The organism is Bradyrhizobium sp. UFLA05-125 (assembly GCF_059803515.1).
Map to the genome: position 1 here is coordinate 78,929 of NZ_JBANBJ010000009.1, position 15,752 is coordinate 94,680.

Sequence of the window (15,752 nt, forward strand, 5' to 3'; positions counted from 1 at the left end):
TACTTTATTCGCGGTGGAGCTGATTTGGATGGCGCAGCGCGGTTTCAGCAGATCAATACCGGATGGGGAGAACGTCCTTGGGCTTGCAAGGTCCTCCTCGCCCAACACGGGTGCTCGGGCTCTCGGGCTCGTATATCAGGCAGCGGATTTATTCCGCAGCATGGAGGAGAGTGTTCGCGAGACGGAAGCGCGAGCCGAGGCCGCTGAGCGGGCGCAACGCGAACTCATAGCCACGACAGAGCGCAAGCTAAGGGAAGCCTCTATGGCTCTCGAGGAAGCCCAGAAGCGCATCGAAGCTCAGCAAGATCAGTTGACGGCAATCGAGTTTCGCGCTCAGGCGGCCGAGGCTGATGCCCGCGAAGCAAAGCAGACACTGGCGCTGGTCGAGGAAGCCATCCGCAGGCGGCTACTCTTCACAAGCACCGATGCGGACAGCAGGTTGACGGCAGTCGCTTAACCTGGTTTGCGCGACGTAGACTACCGCGTCGGCCTGGACAGCTTGGCCGGCAAGAATGCGGCCCGCCGGCAGCTTGAGTGCGCACATCACTCGCCACCCTAGGAGATCACGGCTTTGATCTGCGCGGTGTCCGCAAACTCAATCAGCTCGACGATCTTGCCGTCCTGAAATTTGAACAGGTCCATGACCTCGGTGCTGAAGGTTTTCCCGGTGGGGCGATATCGGACGACGATGCGGCAGTGCACCGCAGCACTTTGCCCTTCGACCAACTCGCTCAGGATTTCGCGCTCTATGAAGTCGAAATTGGCAATGAACTGGCCGAAGGCCCCTCGCAAGGTCGGGTGGCCCTGAGCACTCCCGGTCAGTTCGAGCGCGCTGTTGTCGCCGACCAGAGTGAACACACCTTCGGGATGAAAAGCTCCCACGAGGCCCTCCACGTCGCCGCTACCGCGCGCCGCGTAAGCGCTTCTAATGACTTCGAGCATGTCTTCGCGATGTCCCATATCCGCCTCCTGCAACACGCCTCATCGCAGGGTAGCTACCTTCGCGTGCAAAGGCAAAATCTATAACGCTGGGCGCAAACTTGATCGATGCCTGCTTGGCCCGCCAGCACGGGCCGATCCCGGGAAGTAACTCGTCATCCGGCTGGCGGCTGCTGTGGCTGATCTGGCGCTGACTTGCGGATCTCTCGGATATGCTTCGAACCAAGCTCAACGCGCTGGTTCAATGCGGCGGCATTGGCGGATGCGTTAAGATGTACGTCCACGTGATGAACGCCATCAGCAATATCAGCAACCCGGCAATCATAGATGCCGCCGCTAGACTACGGAATCTCAGGGAGAGCTGCTTTGAAACTTTTGCACTCGCCGCATGAAGACCAAGACTTCGGTTTTCGATAGCCATCAATCCGACGGAGAGCGCAACGAGAAAAATGCCGACAAACACCGTCGGAGCCAGTATCAGATCCATGTGCTGGAACTTAGTGAGGTATGTCGTTATGGAGGCTGCGGCGCCCGATGCCCCTAGCAAGGCGATCAGTGCCTTGAAAAGAGCGACCCACTGGTGCTCCTGCGTTGGGGATAGCTCGGCCAGCATGGGCCAGTTCTGTGCGAGATGATCGTGTAAGAGCATTTGCATGGGCCGCATCCTGCTATGAGGTTCGGCGCAGCATAATCTCCGGCAACCTTGACGGGCGTGACATATCTCACACCGGATCTGTAGCGTTCGATTTTTACGGAATTTGTTCGGACCGCTATTGCAGATGCGCGACGAGTAACACGACGGCCGGCAGCGTCACCGCAGCCAGCACCGTCCCCAGCGCAACAGCCCCCGATACCGGGTTCACCAGCCGCTGATACTGAACCGCAAAGATGTAGGCATTCGCGCCGGTCGGCATCGCCGCGAACAGCACGACCACGTCGGCCGCCAGCGGCGGAAGGTTAAGCAGCTTTGCCAGCACGAACGCGGCCGCCGGCATCGCCAGCAGCTTGAGCGCGCTCATCACGACGATGCTGAGTTTCTCGCCCTTGACCTCGAAGCGGAACAGGTTGATGCCGAGCGCGATCAGCGCAGCCGGCGATCCCGCCTGTGCGAGCAGCTCGATCGTCCTGTCGACGACGGGATGAAGGCCGAGCCCTGTGAAACGCCAGATGAGGCCAAAACCGATCGCCAGCATGATCGGGTTGCGCGCCAGATCCAGAATCACCGGCAGGATGATCGACAGGGCCGAGCCCTTCTGCTTGCGGTCGACGAGCTCCATCTGCAGCGTGCCGCAGAGCCAGAGCAGCGGCGTGTTCACCGACAGGATCAGGGCCATCGGCCCTGCGGACTCATTTCCCAGCGCCGAGAGCGTCAGGGGAATGCCGAGCATCACGATATTGCCGTAGACCGAGCCGATCGCGAACACGACGCCGTCCGCGCGGTCGTCGCGCCGCTCGCGCAGCAGGGCTGACAGCGCGAGCGCCGCGATCCAGGTGATGGCCAGCGCGCCGTAATAGGCGCCCCACATCCGAAAGGCGCTGAGCTGAGGGAATTCCGACACGACGATGGTGCGGAACATCAGCGCGGGAATCGCGATGCTGAAGGCGAATTCGGAGATGCCCTTGTGCGCGCTCTCGGAGACGAAGCGAAACAGCACCGCCGCATAGCCGGCCGCGATCAGGGCAAACACCGGCGCGACGATCAACACGGTAGCCATGCGGCCCTCACCTTGAGGGGATATCCGCTGACCACCCCACACACCCTCGATGCTGGCATATTGCCGCTGATTTGCCCGACGTGTCAAATTGATTTCGTAAAATCCGTAGAATTCCTACTTTGCATGGGGTTGTTTTCGAGCTTTTTGTTTGAGGAGGCGGCGCTCCCTCTCCCGCAAGCGGGCGAGGGGGTCCGATCTCCCTCGTGGCCACAATCGAGTCTGATCTCGTCACACTCGAGATGCCTGTTGCCCGGAGCGCACAGCTTTCGGTTTTCGTTTCGCGGCTCGGTTGCCAACGCGGAAGGCTTCACCCACTATTCTCTCCGACTTGGAAAGATAGGGGGGATCATGCTGGCGTTTCGTTTCGAGAAGTTCCTGGTCGCGGCGATCTCCGCGATCGCCCTGGCCGTCATCGTCCAGCCTCGCGCAAGCCTCGCCTATACGCCCGAGCAGCAGCAGGCCTGCTCGCCCGACGCGATGCGGCTGTGCGGCGAGTTCGTTCCGAACGTCGACGCCATCACCGCCTGCATGATCCAGAAGAAGTCGCAGCTCTCACCGCAGTGCGCGGTGTTCTTCCGCCAGGGGCCGGAACCGGGCGAGGCAACCGGTCAGCCCGTCAACATCAAGCCGGTGGCGAGGAAGAAGACCTCGAGCAGGCCGGCGGCGAAGAAGACCACGGCGAGCAGCAAGTCCGGCAAGAAGAAGCCGAAAGCCGACGATACCTAGCGCCTCGCGAAAGAACTCCAGCATCAGGCAAGCTGCGCTCCCTCTCCCGCTTGCGGGAGAGGGTGGGGAGAGGGTGTCTCCACGATCGAGAACCCCCGAGAGGAAAGAGCACTCACCCGCCGCGCTCTTCGAGCGCCATAGCCGAAGCTTCGCTTCGGCGTTCTTCAGAGACGGCCGCCAAGGGCGGCCTATGCTTCCCCGCAAGCGGGGGAGGTTACCGAGACCACGGCTTACACCTCTGAGTAAAAATCACTCAGTGATGATGTGTGATGTCAGCTGAAGGACTCCTTTTGTTCGCGTCACTCCGCGAACTCGTTGCAGCAATTTGCCCTCGCCCGACTGCAAAGAGTCGGGAATCGATTTGCTCGGGCAGGTTGCGTGCCGCCGTTTCCCGAACGATTGCTCGAAAAATGCACGATTTGCCGTCGCGAACGGTCATTCATGGCAATTCATGTCCGTGACCCCGCGTGCAGTGTGACTCAAAAGCCAACACGCCTTTTATTTCGTGGCTTCAACGCAACTCCCGGTAAATTTTTCTTTCACGAATCAGCGTGCTGATTCATTTTCGCGACCTGGGGTCAATCTGGAGGCCAAGGGTATGAACGTTATTGTTTTTGCATCGCGTAAAGGCGGCTCGGGCAAGAGTACCCTTGCTGCTCATCTCGCCGCGCAGATCAAGGCGAGTAAACAAGTTCTGCTCGTCGATGCGGATCCGCAGGGCTCGCTCACGCTGTGGCACAAGCTGCGTGGCACCAACGAACCGCCGATCAAGGCTGCCGTCAACTCGGTCAGCGGCATCGTCTCCGCTGCCAAGCGCGACGGCTATGAATGGGTGTTGATCGACACGCCGCCGAACCTGTCGGCCGTCGTCGACGACGCGATCAAGAACGCAACCATGGTGGTCATTCCGGCGCGGCCTGGCGTGTTCGACGTCAACGCGGTGCAGGAAACCATCCAGATGTGCCGCGCGGCGCGCAAGCCCTACGCGGTCGTGCTCAACGGCGCACCCGCCCGTCGCGACGAAGCCGAAAGCCCGATCGTCACCATCGCCCGCGAGGCGCTCGCCAAGTTTCGCGCGCCGGTCTGGGGCGGCCAGATCACCAACCGCTCGGACCTGCTGATGGCGCTGAGCCACGGCGAGGGCGCACGGGAATATCAGGCCGAGAGCCGCGCCGCGCAGGAGATCGCGAGGCTGTGGGCTGCGATCGAGCGTTCAGTCAAGGCAATCCGAGGCACGGCGTCGGCATCCGGCGCAATGCACAAGCAGGCCGCGTAGTTTTCATTATTCATTTTCTAGGTACGAAAAACGCGCGGTTGGCCCGCGCGTTTTGCGTTTCAGGTGCCGGTGGAAGCTCTTTAGGTAAGCATGATCTGATCGGAAAACCGGTATCCACTTTTCCGGATCATGCTCTACGCCACCATCAGCATGTAGAACACGATCACCGGTGACAGCGTCAGGATGACCGACCAGATGCCGGCGGCCCAAAGGATGTCCTCGGTGGTAAAGCCCTGCTGCTCGGCGGCCTGGTAGCCAGGCGCCATGTCATTTCGAGTATTCACTAAACGCCCCCGCGAGTTCTTCGCTTGCGGGCTCGAGTGATACTAGAAACGTTTTAACATCCGCCTCGCTGGTTCCCGGACAATTCGAGCACGGACGCTACCGCCGATTAACTATCCTCGCGTCAGCCCGCGAGCCAGACGCGAAACAGCAGCACCGGCATCAGGCCGAGCATCAGGGCCCAGAAGCCGAACGACGAGATTACCAGAAGTCCTTGCATGAGATCGGCGGGCGCGAAGTGTTCCGCGGCCGTCGGCCGGATACGATGTCCCATGGTTTCCCCCTATGGATTGGTCCTTGAGAGAAACGATAGGGCGCGATGCGTAAACGAGCCGTGGATGCGCCATGCGGCGCCTGCGAAGGCCGTTGAGGCGCGGTTAACCACAGGCGCGGCTGCTTCACTGCCTCTCCCCGCAAGCGGGGAGAGGCAAAGCGACTTATCTTCTTCACGATCTCGCAGCTGCTAGAGCCACTCGCCGTGCCTCCGCCTGATGTCGTCAATCCGCTCCAATGCCGATGTCATGACGTCTTCGGTCAGGCCGATATCGCGGCGCAGCCAATCGGACATCGGATACGTCTCGACTCGGCCCCACTCAGGTCTGCATGAAAGGCGTTGCCATGCCGCCGTCAGGGCGTGGAGCCACCGACGATTCCCCATAGGCCGATTTTTCCGACCTCCGCGCGATCTCGCGATCGAGCGCAGCAGCGAGCTCGCTTCCGATCTCGACCATCGGCAGGCGCACCTCGGGACTTTCGATGAGGCCTGTTCGCCATAGCCAATACTTCGCCGGCGCCGGGCTCGGCTCGGCGAACAACAGCCGCGTCAGCTCCGAAACCTGCTGCCAGCGCGCGAGCGCGGTGTCGGCATTGCCGCGCTTCAGCTCGGTTTGGATCGCAGCAAAGGTTGCGGTCTCGATGTGGGCGGAGAGCAGGATGGCGCCGTCGGCGCCGTCACTCAGCGCCTCATGGGTGTGCGCGTCCTCGCCGGTCAGCACACGAAAGTGATCCGGCTTGTCGCGGAGCAGCGCGACGGATTGCTCGCGGCTCGCGCTGCAATCCTTCAGGCCGACGATGTTGGGATGGTCGGCGAGGCGGAGCAGCGTCTGGTTCGTGAGATTGATGCCGGTGCGATAGGGAATGTTGTAGAGCACGATCGGCCAGGCGGCGTGATCGGCGAGCGCCTCGAAATGCGCCAAGAGGCCGCGCTGCGATGGCCGCAGGTAGTAGGGGCTCGCGATCAGATAACCGTCGATCGGCCAGTCTGCGGTCTCATCCAGGCTTTCCTTCAGCCGCGCGGTGTCCGCGCCGGAGAGGCCAAGAACGATGGGAACGCTGCGGCGGTGCGCGGCGAGCTCCTCGCGCACGGTTGCGACGAGGCGCTCGAGCTCGGCGCCCTTCAGCGTCATGCCCTCGCCGGAGGTCGCGCCCAGGATAAAGCCGTCGACCGCCTCGCGCGCATAGTGCCGCGTGAGCTGCCGCAGCGAGCGCTCGTCGAGACGGCCGTCGCGAAACGGTGTCACCAGAGGCAGCCAGAGGCCCTGCAATTGTTGTCTCAGATCGGTCATGTTCCATCTCCTTTTCAGTTGAGGTCTGAGACGGAGGGCACATGAAAAAACCCCGTCCAGACGGCGGGGTTTTCGGGATCGCGACGATGACGAAGGTTTAGCGCGCGCAAACATCCCTGAGCCCCGGATGGGGGGCTTTTTTCGAGGCGATCGCCTTCGAGAGAATTGCGCACGAATTCGTGATCATCGTGTGCAAATGATGCGGGGGATATGTGGAACTGTCAATACACGCGGAAAGCGAAGGCCGAATTGGCAGAAAAAAAGCCGGACCCGAAGGGCCCGGCTTAGGTATTGGCCACGTGAGGCCGACACAATCACCTTCCAAGAGGGATTACTGAACTCCCGCGCCACTGGAGGAGGGGGACAAATGCGCAACGCGAAGGCTCAGCGTGGAGAGAGTATGGGCTCGGCTAGAGCCCTGCAGCAACAGCCGAGGTCGCATGTCAGTCATGCGGAAATCAGGAAGGCCAGCGTTGCGCCTTGCTCACCACGAAATCGCGGAACACCTGCACGCGCGCGACCGTCTTCAACTCCTCGGGATAGACGAAATAGGTATCGAGTTGAATCGAGTCCGATTCGCCGAACAGTTGCACGAGGCGGCTGTTTTCTTCGACGAGGTAATCCGGCAGCGCCGCAATCCCAAGGCCCTGCTGACAGGCGCGTACGAGACCGAGGATGTTGTTGACCTTGAAGTAAGCCTCGCGCGGGCCCGAGCCGTTGCGCGCCGCTTCGACCAGCCAGTTGCGGTTCTGCAAATGCGGCGCGAAGTTGCCGTCGGCGAGCGTGATGATGCGGTGAGCATCGAGCTCCTCGAGCGTGCGCGGCGTGCCGAAACGCTTGATGTATTCCGGCGAGCAATAGGCATGGAAGCCCATCGCGAAGAGCTTGCGCTGGATGAGATCCGGCTGCGTCGGCTTGCGGGTGCGGATCGCAACATCCGCTTCGCGCATCGAGAGGTCGAGCTCCTCGTCGGTCACGATCAGCGAAATGCGGATCTCCGGGTACAGTGCCGTGAACTCGCCGAGCCGCGGGATCAGCCAGTTGATGCCGACGCCGGGCGTGGTCGTGATCTTGAGGTCGCCGCTCGGCCGCTCGCGGCTGTCGGTCAATTTGGCGCGCGCGGCCTGGAGCTGCATGAACACGTCATGCGCGGTGCGGAACAAGAGGTCGCCCTGCTCGGTGAGGATCAGGCCGCGGGCATGGCGGTGGAAGAGCGAGACCGAGAGCTCCTGCTCCAGCGCCGAGACCTGGCGTGACACGGCCGACTGCGACAGGCCGAGTTGCTCGCCCGCATGCGTGAAGCTGCCCGCTTCCGCCGCCGCGTGAAACACCTTCAGCTTGTCCCAGTCCATATCGGTAAATCCGTCGCGTGTTCGAGGCATGATCGCTATTCCGCTGCCGCGCGCTCGCTGGCGCGCAAGGCCAAGAAACGTTCGGCTTCGAGTGCGGCCATACAGCCGAGGCCTGCGGCCGTCACGGCCTGGCGATAGGTTTCATCGGCGACGTCGCCGGCCGCGAACAGGCCGGGCACCGAGGTGGCGGTCGAGTTCGGGGCGACCTCGACATAGCCCGACGGTTTGAGTTTCACCTGGCCCTTCACGAGCTCGGTCGCCGGCGCGTGCCCGATGGCGATGAAGACGCCGTCGGCCTTCACTTCGGTGAGCGTGCCGGTCTTGACGTTCTTCAGTCGCACATGGGTGACCTTGTTCGGGTTCTCGGTGCCGCAGATCTCGTCGACGGCTGAATCCCAGATCACCTTGATCTTCGGGTGCTTGAACAGACGCTCCTGCAGGATGCGCTCGGCGCGGAAGTGATCGCGCCGATGCACGATGGTGACCTGCGAGGCATGGTTGGTCAGGTACAGCGCTTCCTCGACCGCGGTATTGCCGCCGCCGACCACCACGACTTCCTTGCCGCGGTAGAAGAAGCCGTCGCAGGTGGCGCAGGCCGACACGCCACCGCCCTGGAATTTCCCTTCGGACGGCAACCCGAGCCAGCGCGCTTGCGCGCCTGTGGCGAGGATCACGGTGTCGGCGAGATAGACGTCGCCGCTGTCGGAGGTGAGGCGGAACGGCCGCTGCGCGGTCTCCAGCTTGGTGACGAGGTCGGTGACGATCTTGGTACCGACATGGACCGCCTGCTTCTCCATCTGCTCCATGAGCCAGGGACCCTGGATCACGTCGGCAAAGCCCGGATAGTTCTCGACGTCGGTGGTGATGGTGAGCTGGCCGCCCGGCTGGATGCCCTGGATCAAGATCGGCTCGAGCATCGCACGCGCGGCATAGATCGCCGCGGTGTAGCCGGCGGGGCCGGAGCCGATGATGACGACCTTGGCATGGATGGGCGCGCGCATGTGGACCGGTGCCTCTCTCTTGGGGGAGTTGCAGCGCGGGCGCGGATAGTGCCTGGGAAGGCGCCGCGGAGGCGCTGAAATGTCAGTTGCTAATCTAAGCCATCTGGCGAGCTATGCAAGAATTGCAGCCCATGTCGGCGGATTTTTCCCCCCGGGAACAAAAGACCGTTGCGCTGCACGCGCAATAAAATTGCGCATCTTGGCGGGACTGGTTATGAGGATTGCGACGAAGCCACCCGATACCGCCCTAAAGCCAGGAGTTCCAATCACGTGTCGCGGAACCTAGACGAGATCGATCTCAAAATTCTCGCCGAGATCCAGGCTGACGGACGAATCACCAATGTCGAGCTGGCCAAGCGCGTCGGCATTTCGCCGCCGCCCTGCCTGCGCCGTGTTCGGGCGCTCGAGGAGGAAGGTTTCATCCACGGCTATCGCGGGCTGCTCGATTCGCGAAAGCTCGGCTTCGACGTCACGGTGTTCGCCGCCGTCCATTTGTCGAGCCAGGCGGAGGCGGATTTGCGCGCCTTCGAGCAGTTCGTGCGCGCCGAACCGCTGGTGCGCGAATGCTGGATGCTGTCGGGCGAGGTCGATTTCATCCTGAAATGCGTCGCGCCGGACATGGCGACGTTCCAGGATTTCGTCACGCATCTGACCGCCGCGCCGCACGTGCGCAACGTGCGGACCTCGCTGGTGCTGCACAATTCGAAATACGAAGCCGCCGTGCCGCTCGAGGTAAAGGGGCGGCGCTGAAGCAAGACTCATCCTTGCCGCATGGCGTCCACGCTGATCGGACCGCCGCCGGCGGAGGCAAGATAAAGGCAGGCAAAGCAGAACAGGATCGCCAGCGTCCCCTCGTTGACGAGCGGGAAGAAACTGTTCGGCAGATGCTCGATGAAATAGGCGAACGCCATCTCGCCCGACAGGATGAAGGCGACGAGGCGTGTGAACAGGCCCAGCATCAACAGGCCGCCGAACACCAGCTCGATCATGCCGGCGATGCCCCAAAGCGACAGCGGCGTGACGTCCGCGAACATCTCGACCGGCGGAAACTTGAACAGTTTTGCCACGCCGAACTGGAACAGCAGAAGTCCGGTGATGAAGCGGAACAAGCTGAGCAGATAGGGCTGGCTCTGCGCGGCGATACGATCGACGTCCATCGTGTCCTCCCTTGATGCAGCCAAGAGAGCATGGCCGAGGATGTCATGGTTCACAATCGCGGCCGTTTACAATCGTGCAACGACCGAGAGACAAAAAAGCCGCGCTGGTCGCGCGGCTTTTCCCTTCGGTACCGCGGCACGGATTACCGCCACTCGACCTTGGTGATCTCGTACGCCTTGGCGCCACCGGGCGTGTTGACCTCGACGGAGGCGCCCTTCTTCTTGCCGATCAGCGCGCGGGCGAGCGGCGAGGTGATGGAGATGCGGCCCTTCTTGGCGTCGGCCTCGACCTCGCCGACGATCTGCCACACCGTCTTCTTCTCGGTGTCCTCGTCGACCAGCGTCACGGTGGCGCCGAACTTGATGGTGTCGCCGGACAGTTTCGAGATGTCGATGATGTCGGCGCGCGCGAGCTTGTCCTCGAGCTCGGCGATCCGGCCCTCATTGTGGGACTGCTCTTCCTTCGCGGCATGATATTCCGCGTTCTCCGACAGGTCTCCGTGTGAGCGCGCCTCGGCGATATGCTCGATGATCCGCGGACGATCCACGGACTGGCGATGCTTCAATTCTTCTCCGAGCGCGGCAAATCCGGCCGAAGTCATCGGAACCTTTTCCATCTCTTCTCTCGTCCTTCGGCCCCGCGCCCACAAAAACGGAGGGCGCAGCAACCTTGATTCGTCGGTGATCCCGGGGCTGAACACACGGCCACCGGAACGTTATGTGGGGCTGGCGCCGGAACAGAACAACCACATGGCCGGACAGTTCCTCCGGCCATTGTAGCTTCATTGCCAATCACTTAGCGCGGGCTTGGCCCCCGCTAACGATCAGGTTTCCGAAAAGTAGCTCTGCAGGGTGCGAACCTCAAGGTCCCCGCCCAGATAAGCGCGGATGCCCTGCGCGGCCGCCACGGCCCCGGAAAGAGTGGTGTAATACGGCACTTTATGCAAGAGGGCTGCGCGCCGCAGCGAACGGCTGTCGGCAAGCGCCTGCGGGCCTTCCGTGGTGTTGAAGACGAGCTGGATGTCGCCATTGGTAATGGCGTCGACGATGTGCGGCCGGCCCTCCAGCACCTTGTTCACCTTCTCGGTAGGAATGCCCTGGTCGGCCAGGAAGCGCTGGGTGCCCGAGGTGGCCAGCACCTTGAAGCCGACGGATTGCAACAACCGCACCGCGTCCGCAATGCGGTTCTTGTCGCTGTCGCGCACCGAGACGAACACCGTGCCCTTGCGTGGCACGCGGGTGCCGCCGCCGAGCTGGCTCTTGGCGAACGCGACCTCGAAGGAGCGGTCGATGCCCATGACCTCGCCGGTCGAGCGCATCTCCGGACCGAGCACCGTGTCGACGCCGGGGAAGCGGGCGAAGGGGAACACCGATTCCTTGACGCCGACATGCTTGAGCCGGGCCTTCTTCAGCTTGAAGTCGGCGAGCTTCTCGCCGGCCATGATGCGGGCGGCAATCTTGGCGACCGGCGTGCCGATCACCTTGGCGACGAACGGCACCGTGCGCGAGGCGCGCGGATTGACCTCGAGCACGTAGATCTCGCCGTCCTTGATGGCGTATTGCACGTTCATCAGGCCGACGACGTCGAGCCCGAGCGCGAGCTCGCGGGTCTGCCGCTCCAGCTCCTCGATCATCTGGGCATCGAGCGAGTAGGGCGGGAGCGAGCAGGCGGAGTCGCCGGAGTGTATGCCGGCTTCCTCGATGTGCTCCATGATACCGACGATGAAGACGTCCTTGCCGTCGCAGAGGCAGTCGACGTCGACCTCGGTGGCGTCAGAGAGATAGCGATCGAACAGCAGTGGGTTCTTGCCGAGCACGGTGTTGATCTGCCCGGTCTTGTCGTTGGGGTAGCGCGCCTTGACGTCGGCGGGCACGAGCTCCGGCAGCGTGCCGAGCAGATAGTCGTTGAGCTGGTTCTCCTCGCGGATGATCTGCATCGCGCGGCCGCCGAGCACGTAGGACGGACGCACCACCAACGGCAGCCCGAGATCGGCGGAGACGAGCCGCGCCTGCTCGACCGAATAGGCAATGCCGTTCTTCGGCTGCTTGAGACGAAGCTTGTCGAGCACGCGCTTGAAGCGGTCGCGGTCTTCGGCGAGATCGATGGCGTCGGGCGAGGTGCCGAGGATCGGCACTTCGGCAGCTTCCAGCGCACGCGCGAGCTTCAGCGGGGTCTGGCCGCCGAACTGCACGATCACGCCATGCAGCGTGCCCTTGCTGCGCTCGGTCGCGATGATCTCGAGCACGTCCTCGGCCGTGAGCGGCTCGAAATACAGCCGGTCGGCGGTGTCGTAGTCGGTCGACACCGTCTCCGGGTTGCAGTTGACCATGATGGACTCGTAGCCGGCGTCATGCAGCGCGAAGCAGGCGTGACAGCAGCAATAGTCGAACTCGATGCCCTGGCCGATGCGGTTCGGGCCGCCGCCGAGGATGATGACCTTCTTCCGGTCCGACGGTTCGCTCTCGTCCGCAACTGCGCCTGCGAACGGCGCCTCATAGGTCGAATACATATAGGCGGTGGGCGAGGCGAACTCGGCGGCGCAGGTGTCGATGCGCTTGAATACGGGGCGGACGCCGAGCGCGTGGCGCTTTGCCGTCACATCGGCTTCCGTGCTCTCCGACAGCACCGCGAGTCGCGCGTCCGAAAAGCCCATGGCTTTCAGCGTGCGCATGCCGAAGGCATTTTGCGGCAGGCCGTTCTTGCGGACCTTGTCCTCCATGTCGACGATGCAGCGCATCTCGGCGAGGAACCAGGGGTCGATCTTGCAGGAGTTGAAGATCTCGTCGTTGGACCAGCCGAGCCGCATCGCCTGCGCCACCTGGAGCAGCCGGTTCGGCGTCGGCGTGCCGAGCGCGGCGCGGAGCGCGTTCTTGTCGTCGCCCTGGCCCAAGCCCTCGATCTCGATCTCGTCGAGACCGGTCAGCCCGGTCTCGAGCCCGCGCAGCGCCTTTTGCAGGCTTTCCTGGAAGGTGCGGCCGATCGCCATGACCTCGCCGACCGACTTCATCGAGGTCGTCAGCGTGTGGGAGGCGCCGGGGAATTTCTCGAAAGCGAAACGCGGGATCTTGGTCACCACGTAGTCGATGGTCGGCTCGAACGAGGCCGGCGTCGCGCCGCCGGTGATGTCGTTGGCGATCTCGTCCAGCGTGTAGCCGATCGCGAGCTTGGCTGCGACCTTGGCGATCGGGAAGCCCGTCGCCTTCGACGCCAAAGCCGACGAACGAGAAACACGCGGGTTCATCTCGATCACGACCATGCGGCCGTCGGCCGGGTTGATGCCGAACTGCACGTTCGAGCCGCCGGTCTCGACCCCGATCTCGCGCAGCACCGCCAGCGAGGCGTCGCGCATGATCTGGTATTCCTTGTCGGTCAGCGTCAGCGCGGGCGCCACCGTGATGGAGTCGCCGGTGTGCACGCCCATCGGATCGAAATTCTCGATCGAGCAGACGATGATGCAATTGTCCTTCTTGTCGCGCACCACCTCCATCTCGAACTCTTTCCAGCCGAGAACGGATTCCTCGATGAGGACCTCGTTGGTGGGGGATGCATCGAGGCCGCGCTCGATGATGTCGAGGAACTCTTCCTTGTTGTAGGCGATGCCGCCGCCGGTACCGCCGAGCGTAAAGGACGGCCGGATGATCGCGGGCAGGCCGATCTCAGACAGCGCCATCATCGCCTGGCCCAGCGCATATTCCTGGTAGCGTTTGCGACGTTCGTTCTCGCCGAGCACCCACTGCTGGTCGAGTTTTTCCAGCGCTTCGCCGGACAGCTTCTCGCGTTCGGCATGGTATTTGTCACGGAAGGACTTCTTCAGTTCTGAGGCATTGGCAAGCCGCGACTTCGGTGTCTGGAGCCCGATCTTCTCCATGGCGTTGCGGAAAAGCTGGCGATCCTCGGCCTTGTCGATGGCGTCAGCGGTCGCGCCGATCATCTCGACGTCGAACTTTTCCAGCGTGCCTTGCCGGCGCAGCGACAGCGCGCAGTTGAGCGCAGTCTGGCCGCCCATGGTCGGCAGCAGCGCGAAGCCGCCGGGAATGACGTGACGTTCCTTCTCGATGATCTTGGCGACGATCTCGGGCGTGATCGGCTCGATATAGGTCGCATCGGCCAATTCCGGATCGGTCATGATGGTGGCCGGGTTGGAATTGACGAGGACGATGCGATAACCCTCTTCCTTCAGCGTCTTGCAGGCCTGGGTGCCGGAATAGTCGAATTCGCAGGCCTGGCCGATCACGATGGGACCGGCGCCGATGATCAGGATGGTCGAGATGTCTGTTCGTTTGGGCATAAGACTCGCGAACTGGAATTTGGGCACAAAAAAAGGGCGCGCTTGCCGCGCGTCCCCTGAAGCCGAAGCGCGATCAGCAAAAGTGGTAGCCGGTTTTGCGTCCGATCGCGCTTCGACTCTAAAAAAAGCGCATGATCTTCACGCCAAACCGCCCACACTTTGGCGGATCATGCGCCAGCGCGGGGGTCTCCCTCGCGCGCGGGTGGGTCTTAGACCAGATTCCGAGGCAGCGAAACCCCGAAAAACGCCCATCAACCGGCAATTTTTAAGGGTTTCGGCCGAGCCTGCCAGCCACGGGCAAGATGCACCAGAAGCGAGGTCGCAACGCTCGATCCGCCGACCCAGCCGAGATCGGTCGGCGAGAGCGCCGCCAGCACCGCGCCGCCCAAGGCGCCACCGATAGCGAAGCCGAGATACATGGCGGAGGCGTTGAGCGAAAGCGCGATCATCGAGGCTTGCGGCTCAATCCGGATGATGCTGGCAACCTGCGCCGGATAGAACGCCCAGCCCGAAATGCCCCAGAGGAAGATCGCGGCCAGCACGGCGTAATGGGCTTGGCCGGGCATTAGCTTCAGGACCAGCGAATGCAGGATCAGCGCGCTAGCCATGCCGGCGAGGCCGAGCGCCGCTGTGGCCAGCGTCCCGAGCCGGTCAGCGAGGACGCCGCCGAGCATATTCCCGATCGCGGCCGCTCCGCCGAAGACCAGCAGTGCAAGGCTGATCCTGGAGGCGTCGAAACCGAGGCTTTTCAGCGGGACCGCGAAATAGGTGAAGACGGTGAAGCCGCCGAGCGCCCACAGGGTCGTGATGAGAAGCGCGATCAGGACATTGCGGTGACGGGCCACGGCCAGCCGTTCTGCCAGCGAGGCTGCGTTGCGCGGCAGGCCACGGGGCAGGCCGAACAGCAGGCCCGCAAGCGCGACGGCCCCGAGCAGGGCGACCATGGCAAAGGTCGCACGCCAGCCGTACAGGCTGCCGATGAAATTACCCAGGGGAACACCGACCACGGTTGCAACCGTGAGGCCGGAGGTGACCAGCGCGACCGCGCGTCCGCGCCGCTCAGGAGAGGCAACCGCGACAGAAACGCCGAGCGCGGTAGGCATGCAAAGGCCGGCGCCGAACGCCATCAGCATCCGCGAGGCCAGCAGCAGCGGGAAGCCGGCAGCGACCACCGCCACCAGATTGCCGGCAATGAAGGTCGCGAGTGCCACCGTCAGCACGGTGCGGCGGTCGATATTGTTCAGCGTCACCGCCAGGATCGGCGATCCCACGGCATAGGTGAGGGCGTACACAGTGACCAACTGCCCGGCGGCCGATACCGAGATCGACAGGTCCGTCGCGATGGTCGGCAAAAGACCCGCAATGACAAAGGCTTCCGTCCCGATCGCAAAAGCGGCAAGCGCCAGCCAGAAGATGCGCATGTCCAGGCCTTCCTTTTAAGTTCAATGTT

The 15,752-nt window shown here is 62.8% G+C and carries 15 protein-coding genes and 1 pseudogene; 4 read left to right on the plus strand and 12 right to left on the minus strand.

Going from position 1 to position 15,752, the window contains the following annotated elements:
* Nucleotides 1-262: 262 nt before the first annotated feature.
* Nucleotides 263-457, plus strand: a complete 195-nt coding sequence (locus SO156_RS11950) for a hypothetical protein (protein ID WP_458146552.1) — start codon at nucleotides 263-265, stop codon at nucleotides 455-457.
* A gap of 98 nt (nucleotides 458-555) precedes the next feature.
* Here SO156_RS11950 and SO156_RS11955 read toward each other — a convergent pair whose 3' ends face one another.
* From SO156_RS11955 to SO156_RS11965, 3 genes are all read right to left on the minus strand, one after another.
* The gene (locus tag SO156_RS11955; protein WP_458146548.1) at nucleotides 556-960 is read right to left on the minus strand and encodes a nuclear transport factor 2 family protein; all 405 of its coding nucleotides are present in this window, start codon (nucleotides 958-960) and stop codon (nucleotides 556-558) included.
* A gap of 220 nt (nucleotides 961-1,180) precedes the next feature.
* A complete protein-coding gene (locus SO156_RS11960; protein ID WP_498534910.1) occupies nucleotides 1,181-1,594 on the minus strand; it encodes a hypothetical protein in 414 nt (137 codons plus the stop codon).
* 115 nt (nucleotides 1,595-1,709) lie between these two features.
* The gene (locus SO156_RS11965) at nucleotides 1,710-2,654 is read right to left on the minus strand and encodes an AEC family transporter (protein WP_498534911.1); all 945 of its coding nucleotides are present in this window, start codon (nucleotides 2,652-2,654) and stop codon (nucleotides 1,710-1,712) included.
* 348 nt (nucleotides 2,655-3,002) lie between these two features.
* Here SO156_RS11965 and SO156_RS11970 point away from each other — a divergent pair, with 348 nt between their 5' ends.
* Nucleotides 3,003-3,380, plus strand: coding sequence for a hypothetical protein (locus SO156_RS11970; RefSeq protein ID WP_498534912.1), 378 nt, complete (start codon nucleotides 3,003-3,005; stop codon nucleotides 3,378-3,380).
* Between the two features lie 598 nt (nucleotides 3,381-3,978).
* Nucleotides 3,979-4,656 carry an AAA family ATPase gene (locus SO156_RS11975; RefSeq protein ID WP_449376819.1) on the plus strand — a complete coding sequence of 226 codons (678 nt, stop codon included), beginning with the start codon at nucleotides 3,979-3,981 and terminating at the stop codon, nucleotides 4,654-4,656.
* Nucleotides 4,657-4,790: 134 nt separating this feature from the next.
* Here the strand turns inward: SO156_RS11975 and SO156_RS11980 are convergent.
* The 5 genes and pseudogenes from SO156_RS11980 to trxB all read right to left on the minus strand — a co-directional run.
* A pseudogene (locus SO156_RS11980) lies at nucleotides 4,791-4,971 on the minus strand (hypothetical protein); the annotation flags it as partial.
* Between the two features lie 91 nt (nucleotides 4,972-5,062).
* Entirely contained in the window at nucleotides 5,063-5,212 is a 150-nt protein-coding gene (locus tag SO156_RS11985) for a hypothetical protein (RefSeq protein WP_458146543.1), read from the minus strand.
* Nucleotides 5,213-5,531: 319 nt separating this feature from the next.
* Nucleotides 5,532-6,503, minus strand: a complete 972-nt coding sequence (gene dapA, locus SO156_RS11990; RefSeq protein ID WP_498534913.1) for a 4-hydroxy-tetrahydrodipicolinate synthase — start codon at nucleotides 6,501-6,503, stop codon at nucleotides 5,532-5,534.
* 458 nt (nucleotides 6,504-6,961) lie between these two features.
* Entirely contained in the window at nucleotides 6,962-7,885 is a 924-nt protein-coding gene (locus SO156_RS11995; RefSeq protein WP_027525214.1) for a LysR family transcriptional regulator, read from the minus strand.
* A 5-nt stretch (nucleotides 7,886-7,890) separates the two neighbouring features.
* Nucleotides 7,891-8,856, minus strand: a complete 966-nt coding sequence (trxB, locus tag SO156_RS12000) for a thioredoxin-disulfide reductase (protein WP_498534914.1) — start codon at nucleotides 8,854-8,856, stop codon at nucleotides 7,891-7,893.
* A 270-nt stretch (nucleotides 8,857-9,126) separates the two neighbouring features.
* Between trxB and SO156_RS12005 the strand changes: the two genes are divergently transcribed.
* Entirely contained in the window at nucleotides 9,127-9,606 is a 480-nt protein-coding gene (locus SO156_RS12005; RefSeq protein WP_458146540.1) for an Lrp/AsnC family transcriptional regulator, read from the plus strand.
* Nucleotides 9,607-9,614: 8 nt separating this feature from the next.
* On the opposite strand, the gene SO156_RS12010 is transcribed toward SO156_RS12005, so the two are convergent.
* From SO156_RS12010 to SO156_RS12025, 4 genes are all read right to left on the minus strand, one after another.
* On the minus strand, nucleotides 9,615-10,013 hold the full coding sequence (locus SO156_RS12010) for a DoxX family protein (RefSeq protein WP_458146539.1): 399 nt from the start codon (nucleotides 10,011-10,013) through the stop codon (nucleotides 9,615-9,617).
* Nucleotides 10,014-10,156: 143 nt separating this feature from the next.
* Nucleotides 10,157-10,630 carry a transcription elongation factor GreA gene (gene greA, locus SO156_RS12015; RefSeq protein WP_027525218.1) on the minus strand — a complete coding sequence of 158 codons (474 nt, stop codon included), beginning with the start codon at nucleotides 10,628-10,630 and terminating at the stop codon, nucleotides 10,157-10,159.
* Nucleotides 10,631-10,837: 207 nt separating this feature from the next.
* Nucleotides 10,838-14,302, minus strand: a complete 3,465-nt coding sequence (carB, locus tag SO156_RS12020; RefSeq protein ID WP_498534915.1) for a carbamoyl-phosphate synthase large subunit — start codon at nucleotides 14,300-14,302, stop codon at nucleotides 10,838-10,840.
* A 251-nt stretch (nucleotides 14,303-14,553) separates the two neighbouring features.
* On the minus strand, nucleotides 14,554-15,723 hold the full coding sequence (locus SO156_RS12025) for an MFS transporter (protein ID WP_498534916.1): 1,170 nt from the start codon (nucleotides 15,721-15,723) through the stop codon (nucleotides 14,554-14,556).
* Nucleotides 15,724-15,752 lie beyond the last annotated feature (29 nt).